Below are 20,502 nucleotides of genomic sequence, written 5' to 3' on the forward strand. Positions count from 1 at the left end.
CTCAGTTGATCAGGGCTTCTCTCCGGTGATCAGGGGTTGGTCCCCCCGGTCTCGCCAGTCTCGCTGGTCTGGCCGGCTGAGCCGGTGTCGCCGGGCCGGCCCGTCTGTCCGGGTTCGGCGGGCTTCTCCGTGGCCTCCCCCGGGATGGTGTCCTTCGCGCCGCCGAACTTGTTGACGGCGTCCTTGGCCTTGTCCCTGCCCTGGTGGATCTGGGAGTGGTACTTGCCCTTGGTTGCCTTGTCGGCCATGTCGCCGACCTTGTCGAGGCCTGCACCGATCTGCGACTTGTGGCTGCCCGCGTACTCAGTGGCCTTCTTGGAGGCCTGGTCCAGCGCGCCCTTCAGGGAATCCGTGAGGCCCATGACCGCTCCGTTTCGTGTGCCGGGCCGCCTGACCCGGGTCGCCAAATCGGGCATACAGCCCATCCATGTCCATATGGTATTTCCGGTGCGGGGATTTGCCAGACTAGGGGGGTGACCAGTCCTTCGTCCCCTTCTCCTGTCGCGGCTCCGCGCGTCATCGCGGTCGTCGGTGCGACGGCCGTCGGAAAGTCCGACCTCGGCGTCGCCCTCGCCCACAAGCTGGGCGGCGAGGTGGTGAACACCGACTCCATGCAGCTCTACCGGGGCATGGACATCGGCACCGCGAAGCTCACCATGGCCGAGCGCGAGGGCGTGCCGCACCACCTGCTGGACATCTGGGACGTCACCGAGGCCGCGAGCGTCGCCGAGTACCAGCGGCTCGCCCGCGCCTCCATCGACGAGCTGCTCGCCCAGGGCCGCACGCCCGTCCTGGTCGGCGGCTCCGGCCTGTACGTGCGCGCCGCCATCGACGAACTCGACTTCCCGGGCACCGACCCGGAGGTCCGCGCCCGCCTGGAGGCGGAGCTTACGACGGAGGGTCCGGGCGTGTTGCACGCCCGCCTCGCCGCCGTCGACCCGGAGGCCGCGCGGGTGATCCTGCCGAGCAACGGCCGCCGGATCGTCCGGGCCCTGGAGGTCGTCGAGATCACCGGTCTGCCCTTCACTGCCAATCTGCCCGGCCACGAGTCCGTCTACGACGCCGTGCAGATCGGCGTCCGGCTGCCGCGCCCCGAGTTGGACGAGCGGATCGCGCTCCGGGTCGACCGGATGTGGCAGGACGGGCTGTTGGACGAGGTCGGGACGCTGGCCCGGCAGGGCCTCCGGGAGGGCCGCACTGCCTCGCGCGCGCTCGGCTACCAGCAGGCGTTGGCCCAGATCGACGGCGAGTACGGGGAGGCCGCGGCCCGTGCGGAGACGGTCCGGGCGACCCGGCGCTTCGCACGGCGTCAGGAGTCGTGGTTCCGACGGGATCCACGCGTGAACTGGCTCGACCGCGACACCGCCGCGCCGCTGGACGACCTCCTGGAACAGGCACTCGCGCTGCTCTGAGGGTGGTTGCCGAATGGCCCCCGAACGGGTGTTGAACGGTTGCCGAACGACGACGCCGGAAGGTGGCGTCGGACCTCGGTGGGAGCCGTGCGCCGGGTGTGTGCGGCGCGTGCGCCGGGTGGTGCGCGGGCGTTGTCGAGTGACCGGAGCGGCGCTTTTCAGGCGGTTTTCGCACGTCTGTAGCCATGTCCGAGACACCCGGTCACGACCTGATCACGTCATGGCCACGGATCACCGCGAAGGCCCTTGCCGGGCGTCGCCGCAGGCGGTCGTCGTGCCATCATCGAGCATCGAGAGCATCGGTGGTCCGGTGGAGCGCAACTCCCCGGCGACAAGCGCAGGGGAGGCCGCGTGTCCATGGATACCGGCCCCGACACGCACCGACTCCCCGACGATCCCTTCGAGCCCGAGGATCACGACGCGGTGTCCGCAGGTGAGTTTTCCGCACGGGAACTGACGCCTCTTCCGTTCCTGCCCGAGCAGGACGAGGAGGCGCTGCACCGTCGCGAGCTGCGCCCGGCGGGCCGGCTCCGGGTCTGGCAGATCTTCCCGATCGTGGCGCTGGCGATACTGGGCTCACTGATGTTCGCCTTCCCGCTCGCCTTCGAGGGCGGCGGTGGTACGGGCGACTCCGGCGGCAGCCTGGTCGGCATGCTCGGTCTGCTGCTGACCGCGGCGTCCGCGGGGTGGGGCGCGATGGCCGCGCGTCGCGCGGGCTACAGCTGGCCGGGCCTCCCGCGCCAGGGCTCCGGCCGCAAGGCGGGCTGGCGCCCGTTGCTCGCCTACACGGCCACCGCGCTCGTCCTCCTGGCACTGGGCCTCTGGCGCGTGGCGCACCTGCACGGGTAGGCACCAAGGCCGGCGGGTAGTGCAACGTCTCGCCTGCGGTGCTGGATCTTCAGGCCCGTACCATGGATGCCGTGAACGACACGGTGAAGGGCATCCGCTTTCTCAAGGGCCACGGGACCGAGAACGACTTCGTCATCCTCCCCGACCCCGACGGCCTGCTTGCGCTCACTGCCCCGCAGGTGGCGCGGTTGTGCGATCGGCGGGCGGGGATCGGCGCGGACGGCGTGCTGCGCGTCGTGCGGTCCGCCGCGCACCCCGAGGCGGAGCGCTACGCCGCTGACGCCGAGTGGTTCATGGACTACCGGAACTCCGACGGCAGCATCGCCGAGATGTGCGGGAACGGCGTCCGCGTCTTCGCGCGCTACCTCGTGCTGGCCGGGCTCTGCGCGCAGGGGGACCTCGCCGTGGCGACCCGTGGCGGGATCAAGCGGGTGCACGTCGCCGAGAGCGGGGACGTCACCGTGCGGATGGGCAAGGCCGCACTGCCCGGGCCGGAGACGGGGATCGAGGTGGCCGTCGGCACGCACCGCTGGCCCGCGCGGAACGTGAACATGGGCAACCCGCACGCGGTCGCCTTCGTCGAGGACCTCGCCGACGCGGGCAGCCTCTACGACGCACCCGAGGTGACCCCGGCCGCCGCCTATCCCGAGGGCGTGAACGTCGAGTTCGTCGTGGACCGCGCGCCGCGCCACGTCGCGCTGCGGGTGCACGAGCGCGGGTCGAGGGAGACCCGCTCCTGCGGGACGGGCGCGTGCGCCGTCATGGTCGCCACCGCGCGGCGCGACGGCGTCGACCCGGCGGTGACCGGTGAGCCGGTCACGTACACCGTGGACGTGCCGGGCGGACGCCTGGTGATCACCGAGCGGCCCGACGGCGAGGTCGAGATGACCGGCCCAGCCGTCGTCCTCGCGGAGGGCGAGCTCGACGCCTCCTGGCTCGACGCGTAGGGCGGTCTGGTCCGGCGGCTGTCGGTTGCTTCACGTGCCGAAAAATCGAAACTTTTATGCATGCCCCGTGGGAATCGGTTCAAATCCCCCGAACGGGTGATCAAGGTGACGTTGGGAACACGAGGCGTCGCGGTGTGTGTTGCACTCGCTAGCATGGACCATCGGAGCTGCGGCCTGCTCCGGTGATCGCTGCCGGAGGTGCGCATGAATGCCGGTGATCTCCACGCCGTACCTGGCGTCCCGTTGGAGGGGCGCAGAACCGTCTCTGCAGATCGGGCTCCTGGTCATCCCGCCGATCGCCCGGGCGAGAGTCCGGACGGGCTTTCGGACGGCCTTCCGGGCGATGGCGTGCCCGACCCTGTCGCCGTCCGCCCCGGGGATCGGTCCCCGGACCGGCCCGCGGATCGCCCGTTCGGGCGTGCGCTGCCCGGGTTCCGCAGGACGGGGCTGGGGCGGGCGGGGATAGCGGCGCTGCTTGCGGGCGGACGCTCGCAACTCGCCGACGCCCTGGAGCCGGTGGTGCGTGCCATGCGGCTGCAGCAGCCGCATGGCGGGGTGGACGTCGCCCTGCTGGGCCGCGCCTACCAGGTCGCCGAGGCGTCCCACCGCGGGCAGACCCGCAAGAGCGGCGAGCCCTACATCACCCACCCGCTCGCCGTTGCCATGATCCTGGCCCAACTCGGCGCGGAGACCACGACGTTGGTCGCTGCCCTGCTCCACGACACCGTCGAGGACACGGCCATGACGCTGGATCAGGTGCGCGAGGGCTTCGGCGACGAGGTGGCCTATCTCGTCGACGGCGTCACGAAGTTGGAGAAGGTCGACTTCGGCGCTGCGGCCGAGGCCGAGACCTTCCGCAAGATGCTGGTGGCCACCGGACAGGACGTCCGGGTGATGGTCATCAAGCTGGCGGACCGGTTGCACAACATGCGGACCATCCGTCATATGAAGCCGGCCAGCCAGATCCGGATCGCCAAGGTCACCCGCGACGTGCTGATCCCGCTCGCCGAGCGGCTCGGTATCCAGGTGGTGAAGTCGGAGCTGGAGGACATCGTCTTCGCCACGCTCCACCCCGAGGAGTACAGCGCCACCAAGGCGCTGCTCCGGGCACACGTCAACGAGCTCGCCGCCGCCGCGGGAGAGCAGGCGTCCGCGTCGGCGGGGGATCCGCTGGAGGCGTTCGCTGCGCAACTGCGGCGCCAACTGCGCGAGGCCAGGGTTCCGGCGCAGGTCAGCGTCCGGCAGCGGCACTGCGTCTCGGTCCAGCGCGCCCGGCTGCGCCGCAGTGAGCTCGGCCTGACCGACTTCGCCCGGCTGCTGGTCGTCGTCGAGGAGAACGCCGACTGCTACGCGGTCCTGGGCGAGCTGCACACCTGCTGGACGCCGCTGGCCGGGGAGTTCAAGGACTTCATCGCCGCGCCCAAGTTCAACCTCTACCAGTCGCTGCACACCTCGGTGACCACCGAACAGGGCGAGGTGGTCGAGGTGTTGGTGCGCACCGGGCAGATGCACCGGATCGCCGAGTTCGGCGTCGTCGCCCTCGGTGCCCCGGGAGCAGCCACCGCGCTCGGCCCGGAGGCGGCCGAGACTGCCCAGTCCGCCCAGTCCGCCCAGTCGGTCGGCGAGGCCGATGACGCGGAGGGACGCGATCCGCTGGACCACACCGACCCGGCCCGCCCCGGCTGGCTCTCGCGGCTGCTCGAGTGGCAGCGCGAGACGCCCGACCCGGACACCTTCTGGTCTCAGCTCACCGCCGACCTCGCGGGCGACGGCGAGATCACCGTCCTGGTCGAGAACTCCCGGGAGCACGCCCCCGCCGAGCGGGTGCAGCTCCCGGTGGGCGGGACCGGCGTCGACGCGGCCTACGCGGCGGGCGAGGAGCGCGGACACCGATGTCTCGGTGCGCGGGTCAACGGACGGCTCGCCGCGCTCTCCACGCCGCTGCAGGACGGCGACGTGGTCGACCTGCTCACCGAGCCTCCCGGCGAGCCGCCCGCTGGTCCCGCGCCGGAGTGGCTCCCGCACGCCCGTACGCCGGGCGCCCGGATCGCCATCGAGCGCTGGCTGGCGGAGCACCCCGGGCAGGAGGAGTCCGCGCGGCTGCACGCGGGCCCGCTGGTCGGGCCGCCGCGCGGCCGTCAACTGCTCGGCGGCGGCCCCGTCGACACCGAACGGGCGGTCGTCAGCGCCCCCACGCTGCCGGACGCGACGGTCCGCCTGGCCCGCTGCTGCACCCCGCTCCCGCCGGACGAGTTGCTGGCCTTCGCCATCCGCGGCGGGGCCCTGGCGGTGCACCGCGGCGACTGCCCGACTGGCCTCGCCATGCGTGCGGCCGGACGCGCCCCCGTCGAGGCCAGCTGGCTGGAGAGTTTGACGCCGACGGGCTACCGGGTCACCGTCCAGGCCGACTCCCTCGGCCGGCCACGGCTGCTGGCCGACCTGACCGCCGCCATGTCCGGGATCGGCGTCGACATCATCTCGGCCGAGGTCGAACCGCCGCAGGAGCTGCGGGTGCGCCACACCTACACGGTCGAGCTGCCCGATCCCGAGGCACTGCCGGAGCTGATGCGGGTCATGTTGCGGGTGCCGGGCGTCTACGACGTCTACCGGGCCGTACCGGCCAACCGGGGCGCGGACAGGTCCGACGCCGGATCCGCGGGCAGGTCTGCGGGCGGGGCGACCGGCACGTCTACGGGCGGGGCCGCGGCAGGGCCCAATGGTGGGCCTGCCGGTGAGGGGACGCACGGGGGAAATGATGGTGACCCCGGGGGCGAGGGCGTGCGACCATCAAGGGGAATGCGTGGCAGACCTGCCGCGTTGTCTCCTGCGGGGGATTCCGCACAGCCCCGACGGCGTGCCGGCCACCGGCATTCCGAGCCCGAGCTGTCGCGGGAGTAGGGCCCCGACCGACTGGCTTAAGGATCCAATGACCTCCACCTTCGAATCCCGCGACGCCGATGCCGACACGAAGCACGGCCGCGGCGCCCGCCGCCCGGCCGACCTGCGCGCAGAGGCCCTGATGGACGAGGACCTCGCGGGAATCGACGGGATTCCCGGGCGGCTCTACACCAACCAGTACGACGGCGACCAGTTCGACCGCTCCGAGCGAGCCGCGCTGCGTCGTGTCTCCGGCCTCTCCACCGAGCTCGAGGACGTCACCGAGGTCGAGTACCGCCAGCTGCGTCTGGAGCGCGTGGTGCTCGTCGGCGTCTGGACGGACGGCACGGCGGAGGAGGCGGAGAACTCCCTCGCGGAGCTCGCCGCCCTCGCCGAGACCGCCGGCTCCGTCGTCCTCGACGGCGTGATCCAGCGCCGCGACAAGCCGGACCCCGCCACCTACATCGGTTCCGGCAAGGCCAACGAGCTGCGCGACATCGTGCTCTCCACCGGCGCGGACACGGTGGTCTGCGACGGTGAGCTCAGTCCCGGCCAGCTGATCCACCTCGAGGACGTCGTCAAGGTCAAGGTGGTGGACCGGACCGCGCTGATCCTGGACATCTTCGCCCAGCACGCCAAGTCCCGAGAGGGCAAGGCCCAGGTCGCGCTCGCGCAGATGCAGTACATGCTGCCGCGCCTGCGTGGTTGGGGTCAGTCGCTCTCCCGGCAGATGGGTGGTGGTGGCTCCGGCTCCTCCGGTGGCGGTATGGCCACCCGTGGTCCCGGTGAGACCAAGATCGAGACGGACCGGCGCCGGATCCGCGAGAAGATGGCGAAGCTGCGCCGCGAGATCGCGGAGATGAAGACCGCCCGCGACACCAAGCGCCAGGAGCGCCGTCGCAACCACGTCCCGTCCGTGGCGATCGCCGGCTACACCAACGCCGGCAAGTCGTCGCTGCTCAACCGGCTCACCGGCGCCGGTGTCCTGGTGGAGAACTCCCTGTTCGCCACCCTGGACCCGACGGTCCGCCGCGCGGAGACGCCCGGCGGTCGGCTCTACACCCTGGCCGACACCGTCGGCTTCGTCCGCCACCTGCCGCACCACCTGGTCGAGGCGTTCCGCTCCACGATGGAGGAGGTCGGCGAGTCCGACCTGATCCTGCACGTGGTCGACGGCTCGCACCCGGAGCCGGAGGCGCAGCTGGCCGCGGTCCGCGAGGTCATCGTCGAGGTCGACGCGCAGAACGTGCCCGAGATCGTCGTGATCAACAAGGCGGACGCCGCCGACCCGCTGGTCCTGGCCCGCTTGCTGCGGCGCGAGCCGCACGCGATCGCGGTCTCCGCGCGTACGGGGCACGGGATCGACGAGCTGCTGCAGCTGATCGAGTCCGAGCTGCCGCGCCCGTCGATCGAGATCACGGCGCTGGTCCCGTACACGCGCGGCGACCTCGTCGCGCGCGTCCACCGCGACGGCGAGGTCCTGAGCGAGGACCACATCGGCGAGGGCACCCTGCTGAAGGCCAGGGTCCTGGCCGATCTCGCAGCGGAGCTGGAGCGCTTCGCGGTGGTGGCACAGAGCTGACCGCTCGCGCGGGCTGATCTCGTGTGCTGCCGCCGGTAGTTGCACTTTCTAGGGGCGCGGGAACTGCGCGAGCAACCACCCTGTCCGGATGGCGCTGCTCGATCGGCGACTCACCACCTCGGGTGGCTTGTCGCGCAGTTCCCCGCGCCCCTCCCGTGGTGCAACTACCGCTCCCCGCGTATGTGCGGGGTTTGTGCTCGACCGTTTCTCTTCCTGGTGCTGGGTCGTTAGCCCAACGGGACGTCACCCGAAGGGGGTGCGCGCCGCCGCTGTGAGGCCTGCTCGTTCGGGTGGTTGTCCCGGACGGTGTGGGAGCCCGCCGCCGCGCGTCGCCCCGACCGCCAGGAGGTAGTCAGGCCATGTCCACCACGGCGCTGCCCACGAGCACCAGCGCGACCGCGATCCTCGGACGGCAGGCGGCACGCGAATCCGCCGCGCGAACCTACGCGCGCTCACTTCCGATCGTCCCGGTGCGGGCCAGAGGGATGACCGTCGAGGGCGCGGACGGGCGGCGCTACCTCGACTGCCTCGCCGGCGCCGGCACGCTCGCACTCGGGCACAACCACCCGGTCGTGCTGGAGGCCATCCGCTCCGTGCTGGACTCGGAGGCGCCGCTGCACGTGCTGGACATGGCCACGCCGGTCAAGGACGAGTTCACCACCGCCCTCTTCGAGACCCTTCCGCCCGCCTTCGCGCGGGGCGCGCGGATCCAGTTCTGCGGCCCGGCCGGTACCGACGCCGTCGAGGCCGCGCTCAAGCTGGTGCGGCTGGCGACCGGGCGGGACGGGTTGCTGGCGTTCACCGGCGGGTACCACGGGCAGACCGCGGGTGCCTTGGCCGCGAGCGGCGACACGGCCGTTCGCGCTGCCCTTGAGGGGGGTGGCGCAACGGTCACCCGGCTTCCCTACCCGTACGCGTACCGCTGCCCGTTCGGCGTCGGAGGCGTGGCGGGCGCGCGGCTGGGGACGCGGTGGACCCGGTCCCTGCTGGAGGACCCGAAGGCCGGGGTGGACCGTCCCGCCGGGATGCTGGTCGAGGTCGTCCAGGGCGAGGGCGGGGTCATCGCCGCGCCGGACGAGTGGCTGGTCGAGCAGCGGGAGTTGACCGCACGTCACGGCATCCCGCTGATCGTCGACGAGGTCCAGACCGGGGTCGGGCGCACCGGGACCTTCTGGGGCGTCGAACACTCCGGGATCGAGCCGGACGTCATGGTCGTCTCCAAGGCGATCGGGGGCAGCCTGCCGCTGGCCGCGATCGTGTACCGGTCGGAGCTGGACGTCTGGGCGCCCGGCGCGCATGCCGGAACGTTCCGCGGCAACCAACTCGCCATGGCCGCAGGCGCGGCCACGCTGCGCTTCGTCAGCGAGCAGGGTCTCTCGCAGCGCGCCGCCGAGCTCGGCACCCGGATGCTGGCCCGGCTGCGCGGCCTCCAGCGCGAACTGCCCGCCATCGGCGACGTCCGGGGACGTGGGCTGATGCTCGGCGTCGAGCTGGTCGACCGCACCGGCACACCGGACGAGCTCGGGGCCCACCCGGCCGCACCTGAACTCGCCTCCGCCGTACGGGCGGAGGCGCTGCGTAGGGGCCTGATCGTGGAGCTCGGCGGCCGGTACGGCTCGGTGGTCCGGCTGCTGCCACCGCTGACCATGACGGACGAACAGGCGGAGGCGGTGATGGAGCGGCTGGCGGAGTCGATCGCAGCGGCCGCGCGTGATGCCGGCGTGCTGTCCGGCGCGCCCGCCATGCCGGACCGGCACCGTCAACTGGTCCCCGCCGCCCGCTCCGGAGGGGCGGCGTGACCATGACCGAGGGAGTGCCTCCGCCTGCCGGATCGGACTCTGCCGGTCCCGCGTCCGGGCCTGGACCCGGTCCCGCGTCCGGGCCTGGACCCGGTCCCGCGTCCGGGCCTGGACCCGGAACTTCCGTCACCGCTCTCGCCGGTGGCGTCGCCGGGCCGGAGGCGCTGGCGCCGATGCTGGCCGTGGCGCTCGGCGCGCTGCGCGAGGGCGCCGTCGCGCGCGGCGGCCCGCTGCCCGGCGGGGGGCCGGAAGGGGTGGCCGCATCGTTGCGCGAGCTCCTCGCCTCCGGTTCGCTGCTTCCGGACGAGGGAGACCCGGACGCGCTCGCCCTGCTGACCCGCGCCCTCGCCGCCACGGCGGCCGACCCCGCCGACCCGGCCTGCGCCGCCCACCTGCACGTTCCGCCGCTCGCCCTCGCCGCCGTGGCCGACCTGGCCGTGGCCGCGCTGAATCCTTCCCTCGACTCCTGGGACCAGGCTCCCGGCGGGACTGAGATCGAGACCGCGGTGCTCGGCGCCCTCGCGGAGCTGGTCGGCTTCGAGCACGCGGGGGAGCCCGGCGGAGCCACGGGCGTCTTCACCACCGGCGGTACCGAGTCCAACCTGATGGCGCTGCTGCTCGCCCGGGACCACGTCCTGGCACGGGAGTTCGGCGTTGCCGACGGCGCGGGGATCCCGGCGGAGGCGGCCTCCCGGCTGCGCGTCCTCTGCTCCGCCGCCGCGCACTTCTCCGTCGCCCGGGCCGCCTCGGTGCTGGGGCTCGGAGCCCAGGCGGTGGTCCCGGTGGAGACCGCCGACGACGGATCGCTCGATCCCCGGCTGCTGGACTGGGCGCTCGCCGATGCGCGCACCGCAGGCCAGGTGCCGTGCTGTGTCGTCGCCACCGCCGGGACGACCGACCGCGGGGCGATCGACCCGCTGCGCGCGGTGGCCGCGGTAACGGGCCGTCACGGCGTGCCGCTGCACGTCGACGCCGCCTACGGGGGTGGCGCGCTCTTCTCGCGGAGGCTTGCGCCGCTGCTGGACGGGTTGGCACTGGCCGACACCGTCGGGCTCGACCTGCACAAGTTGGGCTGGCAGCCGGTGGCGGCGGGGGTGCTGCTTGCCCGTCGTTCCGACCTGCTGACGCCGCTGGAGCAGCGCGTCGCCTACCTCAACCCGGCCGACGACGAGGAGGCCGGGTACACGTCCCTGCTAGGCCGTTCGCTGCGGACGACCCGTCGGCCCGACGCGTTCAAAGTGGCCGTCACCCTGCGGACGCTGGGACGCTCCGGGCTCGGCGCACTGGTCGACCGCTGCCATGCGCTGGCCCGCCACGCCTCCGCCACCATCGCCGCGCACCCGCGGCTGGAACTGCTCGCGGAGCCGAGGCTGACCACCGTGCTCTTCCGCTACCTGCCCGAGCGCGAGCTCGACGCGGACGACGTGGACGCCGTCAACGCGGAGTTGCGACGTCGTCTGTTGGCCGAGGGCCGGGCGGTCGTCGGGCGCACCGAACTGCTCGGGCCGGGCGGCTCTGCCGCCCCGAAGGTTCTGCTCAAACTCACCCTGTTGAACCCGCACACCACCGAGGCGGATCTGGACCGCCTGATCGCTCATGTCGTCGCGGCGGGGGCGTCGACGGAGCGAGCCCGGCCCGATGCTGATCCCCGTCACTCCCAGGAGAACCCCGCGTGACCACCGTCCCCGCGCAGCAGCAAGCCGTCTCACCTGCCAGTTCTCCTGCGCAGACGGAGGATCCGCTGCTGCATCCGGCCCCGGCCGTCGTCGCCGACGCCGCAGCCGTCGAGAACCTGCTGCGCTGCTGGGCCCGGGAGACCGGCGTGGCCGTGCCCGCCGCTCCCGAGGTGCTCGAACTCGCCCTGGTCGACGGCCTGGTGCTGGATGCTCCGGTCCGCTACCGCTCCGCGTCCGGCTGGCACCGGTTCGGTCCGGTCCAGCTGCGTCCCGCCTCGGGCGAGGCGGCGGGGCGACCTGCGGGGCGACCGGCGGACGCGGTCACCGTCGCGGCCCTGCTCGCCCGGACCGCCGCTGCGGACGCGGACGCGGACGTCGGCGGCAGTGGGGGCGCCGCGTCCGCGGCGGATGCGGCGGTCCAGGTAGCCGATCTGGCCGGGCGGGTGGCGGACTCGGTCCGCCGTGTCGCCGGGTTCGTGGCAGCGCGCCGGGCCGCTGCGGAGCCCGGGACGGCGGCGACGCCGTTCCTCCGCTCCGAGCAGGCGCTGCTGTTGGGGCACCCGTTCCACCCGACGCCGAAGAGCCGCGAGGGCGTGGGCGACGCGGAGGGCGTCGCGTACGCGCCGGAGCTACGCGGCGCACTGCGGCTGCACTGGTTCGCCGTGGCACGGGAGTTGGTGGCCGCCGCCGAGGGCACCGCGCCGTCGGGCTGCGGCGACGCGCGGTTCGGCGTGGACGGCATCGGCCGGATCATGTCCGGGCTGCGCGGCGCCGACGCGCCGCAGCACCCTGACGGGACCGTGCTGCTGCCCGTGCACCCCTGGCAGGCACGGGAACTGACGAACCGACCTGCGGTCCGTGCGCTGATCGACGCCGGACGCGTTCACGACCTGGGTGCGGCCGGTGGCCTGTGGCACCCCACCTCCTCGGTCCGCACGGTCTACCAGCCGGGCACGCCCTGGATGCTCAAGCTCTCGCTCGGGCTGCGGATCACCAACTCCTGCCGGGAGAACCTCCGTAAGGAACTGCTGCGCGGGGCCGAGGTGCACCGGCTGTTGGAGTCCGGTCTGTGCGCGGAGTGGCGGGCCGAGCACCCCGGCTTCGACATCGTCCGCGACCCGGCCTGGATCGGCGTCGACCTGCCCGGAGGGGCAAGTGGTTTCGACACCGTGCTGCGGCAGAACCCCTTCGGCGCGCGTGACCGGATGCACTGCCTTGCCGGTCTTGTCGCGGAGCGCCCCTGGACGGGCGGCGACGCGTCCCACCTGGCCGAGGTCGTCCACCGGCTGGCCGCGCGCAGCGGCCGGTCCGCCGCGACCGTCGCCGCCGAGTGGTTCCTGCGCTACCTCGACGCTGTGGCGCTGCCGTTGCTCTGGCTCGACGGCCGGGCCGGGATCGCCCTGGAGGCGCACCAGCAGAACAGCCTGGTCCTGCTGGACGAGGAGGGCTGGCCGGTCGGCGGCCGGTACCGTGACAACCAGGGCTACTACTTCCGCGACTCCCACGCCGCTGCCCTGGAGGCCCGCCTCCCGGGCATCGGCCGCGCCAGCGACACCTTCGTGCCGGACCAGGTGGCCGACGAGCGCTTCGCGTACTACCTGGGGATCAACCACCTCCTGGGTCTGGTCGGTGCGTTCGGCTCGCAGCAACTCGCCGACGAGCGGCTGCTGCTGGCCGCCCTCCGGCGCTTTCTGGCCGGTCCTGGCCGGGCGACCGGCTCCTCCCTGCCGGAGCGGCTCCTCGACGCCGGGACGCTGCGCTGCAAGGCCAACCTGCTCACCCGGCTGCACGGTATGGACGAGCTGGTCGGACCGGTGGAGACGCAGTCGGTGTACGTCGACTTCGCCAATCCCCTTGCTGCCGCATCGCAGGGGGGTGGCGCAACGCCACCGGAGCGCTCGCCGCTCGCCGTCGCGATGGCGGGGGTCGAGGCGTGAGCCGCCGTCACCTCCCGGACGGCCCGCAGGGACGGGCCACGCTCGCGCCGGGAGGTGGGCGCTCCGACGTGCCCGCGCAGTCCCGGCCGGTGCCCTCGCGCCCCCGCAGCGCGGCACGCCCCGCCGACCTGCTGGACGGCGTCGCCCGCTGGGGGACCATGTACACCGTCTTCGGCGAGTTCCGGCTGCAGCCCGTGCGGCTGCCGCGTGATCTGGACCTGTTGGTCGAGTGGATGAACGACCCCGTCGTCTCCGCCTTCTGGGAGCTGTGCGGCCCGGCCGGGATGACCGAGCACCATGTCCGCGCCCAACTCGACGGCGACGGCCGCAGCGTCCCCTGCCTCGGCCTGCTCGACGGCACGCCGATGAGCTACTGGGAGGTGTACCGGGCCGACCTCGACCCCCTGGCCCGGCACTACCCGGCGCGTCCGCACGACACCGGACTCCACGTCCTGATCGGGCCGGCAAAGGCCCGCGGCCGGGGTCTGGGCGGGACGCTGATCGGCGCCCTGACGCGCCGGGCCCTGCGTGAGCGCCAGGCAGCGCGCCGTGTGGTGGCCGAACCGGACGTCCGCAACCTTCCCTCCATCCGTGCCTTCCTCCGGGCCGGGTTCCGCTACGACTCGGAGCTCATCCTCCCGGAGAAGCACGCCGCCCTGATGCTCTACGAGCGGGGCTGACCCTCCTCGCTCCTACACCGGAAAGCACCGTGTCCTTGGAACCCTCGACGACGTCGGACCGTGCGTCCGACTTCCGCGCGCCGCACCTGGGCGTGCCGCCCCGCGCCCACGACCGCACCGTCCACCACCTCGATCTGCCCTACGACCTCGTCGGGGTGGGCCTCGGTCCGTTCAATCTCTCCCTGGCCGCACTCGCCGACGGCGTGGACGGCCTGCGGTGCCTCTTCCTCGACGCCAAACCGGAGTTCAGCTGGCACCCCGGCCTGCTGATCGACGGCGCCCGGATGCAGGTGCCGTTCCTGGCCGATCTGGTCTCGCTGGTGGACCCGACCAGCCCGTGGTCATTCCTCGCCTATCTGCGCGAGCAGCAGCGACTCTTCCCGTTCTACTTCTCCGAGCAGTGGCACCTGACCCGGCGTGAATACCAGGACTACTGCCGCTGGGCGGCGTCCTCGCTGCCCAACTGCCGCTTCGACAGCCCCGTCGAGGGCGTCCGCTGGGACGGGCACCGCAAGCTCTTCCACGTCGAGATCCCGGGCCAACCCCTGCTGCTGGCCCGCAATCTCGTGCTCGGCGTCGGCACCGAACCGGTGGTGCCGACAGCGTTCGCCGCCCTCCTGGACGAAGGCGGCCCCGTCCTCCACTCCGAGGACTACCTCGTCTCGCCTCACTCACCGGGAACGCTAGCGGACGCCACTGACAACTCCGGCAGCTCCGGAGACGCCGGCAGCTCCGGCAGTGTCGGGCAGCCGCGTTTCTCCGACATCACCGTCGTCGGCTCCGGCCAGTCCGGGGCCGAGGTCTTCCTCGACCTGCTCCGGCGGCGCGGCGGCAGTGCCGGACCACATCTGCGCTGGATCACCCGCAGCGCCGCCCTGGCCCCGATGGAGTACTCCAAGCTCGGCCTGGAGCACTTCACGCCCGACTACACCCGCTATTTCCACGGCCTGCCCGGGACCGTCCGCGACTCCCTCGTGCCAAGTCAGTGGCAGCTGTACAAGGCCGCGAGCGCCGAGACCCTGGCCGCCGTCCACGAGGCGCTCTACGACCGCACGACCGGCGGCGTCGCCGCGGACGTGGAGATCGTGCCCGGCACCGAGATCCGCTCGGCCCGGCGCGACCCCTGCGGCGGCCTGGAACTGCGCTGTGCCCACGCTCAGAGCGGGGCGGACTACACCCTGCGCACGGACGTGGCAGTACTGGCGACCGGCTACGCGGCCCGACGGCCCGCACTGCTCGACCCGCTGCTCGACCTGATCGACTGGGACGAACAGAACCGCTATCGCGTCGGCCTGGACTACCGCGTGGAGCTGCGACCGGACGTCACCGCGGGCCTGTACGTGCAGAACGCCGAACTGCACACCCACGGCGTCGGTACGCCCGATCTCGGCCTCGGCGCGCACCGGGCCGCCGTCATCCTCAACGCCGTCTGCGCCGACCGGTTGGGACACCCCGTCCACCGCCTGCCGGAGCGCACCGCGTGGTCCAGCTTCGGCCGCCCGAGCAGCGCCGATGACCTGACCGGCGTCGTGGACACAGCACCGGACCCCGACGCGAGGGAGTTGCCGGCCGAGCACCGCCACCACGAGACCGAAGGGCACCATCCCCTCCCCGCGCGAACCTGAAAGTCCTGAGAGCCCTGCAAGTCCCGAAACCCCGGTTCACCCCTCACACCCCCTGTTCGGACCGCTACGCTCCCGGCCATGGACGACCTCCACACGACGCCGGAAGCGCCGGAATCACCCGGAGCGCCGGAAATGCCGGACGCACCCCTCACCCTCGCCGCAGGCCAGGCCGCCTGCGTGCCGCTGGACCTGGCCGCCAACGCGGTGACCGCCGCCGACCTGGTCCGCCGCGCCGCCGATCGCGGCGCTGACCTGCTGCTCCTGCCCGAGCTCTTTCTCACCGGATACGAACTGCCGGGCATCGCCGCCGATCCGGCGCGTCACACCACCGGGGCAGACGACCCGCGTCTCGACCCCCTGCGGGAGGCCTGCGCCACCCACCGCACCGCTCTCGTCGTCGGCGCACCCACCCGTACCGACGAGGGCGCGCTGCACATCTCCGCGCTCGCTTTCGACCGTGACGGCAAGCTAGCAGCCACCTATGACAAGCAGCACGCGACTGCGGGCGAGCGGGCCGCGGGCTTCGCCCCGGGCGCGTCCGGCTGCACGCTGGTGCTGGACGGCTGGCGGCTCGGTCTCAGCGTCTGCTGGGACTCGTCCTTTCCGGAGCACGCCCGTGCCGCCGCCCTGGACGGTTGTCACGTCTACCTCAACGGCTCGATGTTCAGCGCCGGGTTCCTCGCGAAGTCGAACGGCTTCCTGCTCCCGGCCCGGGCGCTGGACAACACCGTCTATGTCGCCCTCTCCAACCACAGCGCGCCCAGCGGTCCTTATGCGGGCGGCGGCCACAGCGCGATCTGGGGTCCCCTCGGCGAACTGCTGGACGACGCGGGCGAGGCCGACCCCGGGCTCGCCGTCGCGGTCCTGGACCCGGCCGCGGTCCGTGCGGCGCGCGAGGAGGAACCCGTGCTGGTGGATCCGTCGCTGACCGCGCCCGTCCGGCCGAGGATTGTCAGTGGTGCCCTCTAGGCTTGGTGCGCCATGAGTGACGACACCCTCGAGCCCGACGCGGCCGACTCCAGCGACTCCCCAACGGCCGACCCCGCAACGGCCGAACCCGCATCGCCCGACCCCGCAGGGTCGGGCTCACCCGGGGGCGGGCCCTCGCGCGTGCGCGAGCTGCTGCACGCCGCCGTGGCGGCCGTCGGCGGCGTCGAGCGCGAGGGCCAGGTGGCGATGGCGGAGGCCGTCGCCGCCGCGGTCGAGAACAGTGAGCAGCTGCTCGTCCAGGCCGGCACGGGCACGGGCAAGTCACTTGCCTACCTGGTCCCCGCTCTGGGCCACGGGGACAAGGTCGTCGTCGCCACGGCCACCCTGGCGCTCCAGCGTCAGCTGGTCGAGCGCGACCTGCCGCGCACCGTGGACGCGTTGCACCCGCTGCTGCGCCGCCGCCCGCTCTTCGCCATGCTCAAGGGCCGCTCCAACTACCTCTGCCTGCACCGTGCCCACGAGGGCGCGCCCAGCGACGACGAGGACGGCCTCTTCGACCCGGCCGAGGCCCTGGGCGGTCCCAGCAGCAAGCTGGGCCAGGACATCATGCGGCTGCGCGACTGGGCCGACGAGACCGAGACGGGCGACCGTGACGACCTCTCGCCCGGCGTCTCCGACAAGGCGTGGGCGCAGCTGTCGGTCAGCTCAAGGGAGTGCCTGGGCGCCACCAAGTGCCCCTACGGCGGCGAGTGCTTCGCCGAGAAGGCGCGTGAACGCGCCAAGCTCGCCGACGTGGTGGTCACCAACCACGCCCTGCTGGCCATCGACTCGCTGGAGGGCGCGCCCGTCCTGCCCGAGCACGGCCTGCTGATCGTCGACGAGGCGCACGAGCTGGTCTCCCGGGTCACCGGCATCGCCACCGCCGAGCTCACCACCACGGCCGTGCACCGCGCGGTCAAGCGGGCGGCCAAGCTGGCCAACGAGAAGGCCGTGGACAAGCTCCAGGCCGCCGCCGAGAACTACCACGGCCTGATGGAGCTCGTCGACGGCGGCCGGGTCGAGGAGCTCCCGGAGAACCTCCACTACGCCGTCGCCGCGATCCGCGAGGCATGCCGCGAGGTGATCACCTCCCTCGGCGAGATCCGGGACAAGGGGCTCACCGACGAGGACGCGGTGCGCAAGCAGGCGATGGCCTCGCTGGAGAACATCCACGACACCACCGACCGCCTGCTCGAAGGCAGCGTCTACGACGTCATCTGGATCGACCGCAACGACCGCTTCCTGGCCGCCCCGGCGTCCCTGCGAGTGGCGCCGCTCAGCGTCTCCGGGCTGCTGCGGGAGAACCTCTACACCGAGCGCTCGGTCGTGCTCACCTCGGCCACGCTCAAGCTGGGTGGTGACTTCACCGGCGTGGCAGCCTCGTTGGGGCTCTCCAGCACGGGCCGGGACGATGTGGGCGAGACGCTCGACGCGTCCGACGCTGCGCCGGTCTGGCGTGGTCTGGACGTGGGCTCGCCGTTCGACTACCCGAAGCAGGGCATCCTCTACGTCGCTCGCCATCTGCCGCCGCCCGGCCGGGATCCGGAGCGTCCGGAGATGCTGGACGAGCTGGCCGAGCTGATCCAGGCGGCCGGTGGGCGGACGCTGGGTCTGTTCTCGTCGATGCGTGCCGCGCAGGCCGCGGCCGAGGCGCTGCGGGAGCGGGTGCCGGGGCAGATCCTGCTCCAGGGCGAGGACACGCTGGGCGAGTTGATCAAGAACTTCGCCGCGGACGCCGAGACCTGCCTCTTCGGCACGCTCTCGCTCTGGCAGGGCGTGGACGTGCCCGGTTCGGCGTGCCAACTGGTGGTGATGGACCGCATCCCGTTCCCGCGCCCCGACGACCCGCTGATGAGCGCCCGTCAGAAGGCCGTGGAGGAGCACGGCGGCAACGGCTTCATGGCCGTAGCGGCGACGCATGCGGCGCTGCTGATGGCCCAGGGCTCCGGTCGTCTGGTGCGCTCGGCGGAGGACCGCGGCGTGGTCGCGGTGCTGGACTCGCGTCTGGCGACGGCCCGTTACGGCGGATTCTTCCGCTCCTCGATGCCGGACTTCTGGTACACCACCGACCGCAATCAGGTGCGCCGTTCGCTGGTCGCCATCAACGCGTCCGCGGCACCGGTGCGGAAACGCTGAATTCGCCCACCAGTGATCTGGACACAGGTCGCTGAAAAAACGTCAGGGTGTCAGGAGCGGAAGGCTCCTGACACCCTGACGTGGTGTTCTTGCGAGGTGGGGTCAGAGGCGGCGGAGCACCGCGACGACCTTGCCGAGAATGGTGGCGCTGTCACCCGGAATGGGCTCGTACGCCGAGTTGTGCGGCATCAGCCAGATGTGGCCGTCCTCGCGCTTGAGGCGCTTCACCGTGGCCTCGCCGTCGATCATCGCGGCGACGATGTCGCCGTTCTCGGCGACGGGCTGACGGCGGACGGTGACCCAGTCGCCGTCGCAGATCGCGGCGTCGATCATCGAGTCGCCGCTGACCTTCAGCACGAAGAGCTCGCCGTCGCCGACGAGTTGACGCGGCAGCGGGAAGACGTCCTCGACCGACTGCTCGGCCAGGATGGGCCCACCGGCGGCGATCCGGCCGACCAGCGGGACGTAGGACGTGGCCGGGCGACCGCTGTTGGACTCGGGCGCGGGACGCGCCACCTCCATGCCGCGGACCTCGTAGGCGCGCGGCCGGTGCGGGTCGCGGCGGAGGAAGCCCTTGCGCTCCAGGGCCATCAACTGGTGAGCGACCGAGGAGGTGCTGGAGAGGCCGACGGCCTGACCGATCTCGCGCATGCTCGGCGGATAGCCCCGGCGCTGCACGGAATCCCTGATGACCTCGATGACCCGGCGTTGGCGTTCGGTCAGACCGGCCTCGTCGGTGCGCACACCGGGCGGTCGGCCGGCGAGCGAGCGGACCGGGCTACCTTCTGGAATATCCAAGGAGTGCCCCGTTGACTGCGTTACGGAAGGGGCGCCGGCCTGGTCCGGAACGAGCCCGGAAGCAAGCTTTCGCGAATCTTCCTGACTGGCGAACTGGGAGCGTTCCTGCACCGGGACGGTGCTGCTCTCGGCGATGGTCACGGCGGCCCCTCTCTGCTACCTGCGGACGTTCTCCCTTGAATAGGCCAACGGTAGGTCCTATCGAAAGGTTGCGCCAAACACACGTTCGAGTGAATTATTCCCGGAAACCCTGACTCGATCAAGGTTCCGGGTGTATTTCAACCCGTCCATGCGATCGCTTGTTCGAGTGGAATCCTCTCACGGATCACTGTCCATGCGCCTGCAATGTGGCCGAAAGCGCCCACCCGGACGGCTTTCCGACGGCGCGTCGGACGCCCCGCCGGACGCCCCATCGGACGCCTCGGCGGGTGTCCGCAGCCGTTCGGGTGAGCCCCGCGCCGAGCCTCTCCCGACTGACCTGCGCCGATCGCGAAGCGTGATCCGAAGGACACGACACGCGGTCCCGGATAGGCGCGCCACGCACCAGATCTAGTGGTTACATTGGTGCTCGCAGCCCACAAGTTGTGGTCCCGGCAACAGGCCCGTGGTCTCACCCACCCCTGCGGATCGCCTAGACTGACGGCTGCCTCGGAGCAAGAGCGACGCGCAGACACGACAAAACGGGAGGGGAGCGGGACATGTACTGCCCCTTCTGTCGACACGCGGACAGCCGAGTGGTGGACTCCCGCACCACCGACGACGGCAGCTCGATCCGCCGCAGGCGCCAGTGCCCCGCGTGCAACCGCCGGTTCACCACGGTGGAGACCGCCGCCTTGATGGTGGTGAAGCGCAGCGGGGTCACCGAGCCCTTCAGCCGCGACAAGGTGATCTCCGGAGTGCGGAAGGCCTGCCAGGGCCGACCGGTCACCGAGGACGCCCTCGCGCTGCTCGGCCAGCGCGTCGAGGAGGCCGTGCGCTCCACCGGGAGCGCCGAGCTGTCCGCCCATGACGTCGGCCTGGCCATACTGGGCCCGCTCAGGGAGCTGGACGTCGTGGCCTACCTGCGCTTCGCCTCGGTGTACCGGGCCTACGACTCTCTTGAGGACTTCGAAGCCGCGATCGCGGAACTCCGCGCCGACCGGCCCCCCGCGCCCACGCCCTGAGACCCCCGCACCTTTCGAGGCGTGCGCGCGCACCTTCAGCACGACTTTCAGC

15 protein-coding genes are annotated in these 20,502 nt (G+C 72.3%); 13 read left to right on the forward strand and 2 right to left on the reverse strand.

Annotated elements, in window-relative coordinates; translation table 11 throughout:
• Window positions 1–29 precede the first annotated feature (29 nt).
• Window positions 30–362 (reverse strand): antitoxin, encoded by a 333-nt coding sequence (locus ABH928_RS28330; RefSeq protein WP_370071455.1) that lies wholly within the window; start codon window positions 360–362, stop codon window positions 30–32.
• 111 nt (window positions 363–473) lie between these two features.
• On the opposite strand from ABH928_RS28330, the gene miaA reads away from it, so the two are divergent.
• The 12 genes from miaA (at window position 474) to ABH928_RS28390 (ending at window position 18,489) form a co-directional block, all read left to right on the forward strand.
• On the forward strand, window positions 474–1,412 hold the full coding sequence (gene miaA / locus ABH928_RS28335; protein ID WP_370071456.1) for a tRNA (adenosine(37)-N6)-dimethylallyltransferase MiaA: 939 nt from the start codon (window positions 474–476) through the stop codon (window positions 1,410–1,412).
• 357 nt (window positions 1,413–1,769) lie between these two features.
• Window positions 1,770–2,261, forward strand: coding sequence for a hypothetical protein (locus ABH928_RS28340; RefSeq protein ID WP_370071491.1), 492 nt, complete (start codon window positions 1,770–1,772; stop codon window positions 2,259–2,261).
• 71 nt (window positions 2,262–2,332) lie between these two features.
• Window positions 2,333–3,208, forward strand: a complete 876-nt coding sequence (dapF, locus tag ABH928_RS28345; protein WP_370071457.1) for a diaminopimelate epimerase — start codon at window positions 2,333–2,335, stop codon at window positions 3,206–3,208.
• Window positions 3,209–3,556: 348 nt separating this feature from the next.
• The gene (locus tag ABH928_RS28350; protein ID WP_370071458.1) at window positions 3,557–6,106 is read left to right on the forward strand and encodes a bifunctional (p)ppGpp synthetase/guanosine-3',5'-bis(diphosphate) 3'-pyrophosphohydrolase; all 2,550 of its coding nucleotides are present in this window, start codon (window positions 3,557–3,559) and stop codon (window positions 6,104–6,106) included.
• 28 nt (window positions 6,107–6,134) lie between these two features.
• Window positions 6,135–7,667, forward strand: coding sequence for a GTPase HflX (gene hflX, locus ABH928_RS28355; RefSeq protein ID WP_370071459.1), 1,533 nt, complete (start codon window positions 6,135–6,137; stop codon window positions 7,665–7,667).
• A gap of 359 nt (window positions 7,668–8,026) precedes the next feature.
• Window positions 8,027–9,466, forward strand: a complete 1,440-nt coding sequence (locus ABH928_RS28360) for a diaminobutyrate--2-oxoglutarate transaminase family protein (protein ID WP_370071460.1) — start codon at window positions 8,027–8,029, stop codon at window positions 9,464–9,466.
• 173 nt (window positions 9,467–9,639) lie between these two features.
• A complete protein-coding gene (locus tag ABH928_RS28365) occupies window positions 9,640–11,142 on the forward strand; it encodes an aspartate aminotransferase family protein (protein ID WP_370071461.1) in 1,503 nt (500 codons plus the stop codon).
• Window positions 11,139–13,079 carry an IucA/IucC family siderophore biosynthesis protein gene (locus tag ABH928_RS28370; protein ID WP_370071462.1) on the forward strand — a complete coding sequence of 647 codons (1,941 nt, stop codon included), beginning with the start codon at window positions 11,139–11,141 and terminating at the stop codon, window positions 13,077–13,079. The genes ABH928_RS28365 and ABH928_RS28370 overlap by 4 nt, the downstream gene beginning before the upstream one ends.
• Complete coding sequence (locus ABH928_RS28375) at window positions 13,076–13,759, forward strand: GNAT family N-acetyltransferase (RefSeq protein WP_370071463.1); 684 nt, start codon at window positions 13,076–13,078, stop codon at window positions 13,757–13,759. Before ABH928_RS28370 ends, ABH928_RS28375 begins: the two co-directional genes overlap by 4 nt.
• Window positions 13,760–13,788: 29 nt before the next feature.
• Complete coding sequence (locus ABH928_RS28380) at window positions 13,789–15,384, forward strand: lysine N(6)-hydroxylase/L-ornithine N(5)-oxygenase family protein (protein WP_370071464.1); 1,596 nt, start codon at window positions 13,789–13,791, stop codon at window positions 15,382–15,384.
• A 78-nt stretch (window positions 15,385–15,462) separates the two neighbouring features.
• Window positions 15,463–16,353, forward strand: a complete 891-nt coding sequence (locus ABH928_RS28385; RefSeq protein WP_370071465.1) for a carbon-nitrogen hydrolase family protein — start codon at window positions 15,463–15,465, stop codon at window positions 16,351–16,353.
• Window positions 16,354–16,365: 12 nt separating this feature from the next.
• Window positions 16,366–18,489 (forward strand): ATP-dependent DNA helicase, encoded by a 2,124-nt coding sequence (locus ABH928_RS28390; RefSeq protein ID WP_370071466.1) that lies wholly within the window; start codon window positions 16,366–16,368, stop codon window positions 18,487–18,489.
• 102 nt (window positions 18,490–18,591) lie between these two features.
• On the opposite strand, the gene lexA is transcribed toward ABH928_RS28390, so the two are convergent.
• Complete coding sequence (gene lexA / locus ABH928_RS28395; protein ID WP_370071467.1) at window positions 18,592–19,287, reverse strand: transcriptional repressor LexA; 696 nt, start codon at window positions 19,285–19,287, stop codon at window positions 18,592–18,594.
• A 698-nt stretch (window positions 19,288–19,985) separates the two neighbouring features.
• Between lexA and nrdR the strand changes: the two genes are divergently transcribed.
• A complete protein-coding gene (nrdR, locus tag ABH928_RS28400) occupies window positions 19,986–20,450 on the forward strand; it encodes a transcriptional regulator NrdR (protein WP_370071468.1) in 465 nt (154 codons plus the stop codon).
• Window positions 20,451–20,502: the final 52 nt, after the last annotated feature.

This window comes from Streptacidiphilus sp. MAP5-3, from assembly GCF_041262505.1.
In the GTDB taxonomy this organism is placed as follows: domain Bacteria; phylum Actinomycetota; class Actinomycetes; order Streptomycetales; family Streptomycetaceae; genus Streptacidiphilus.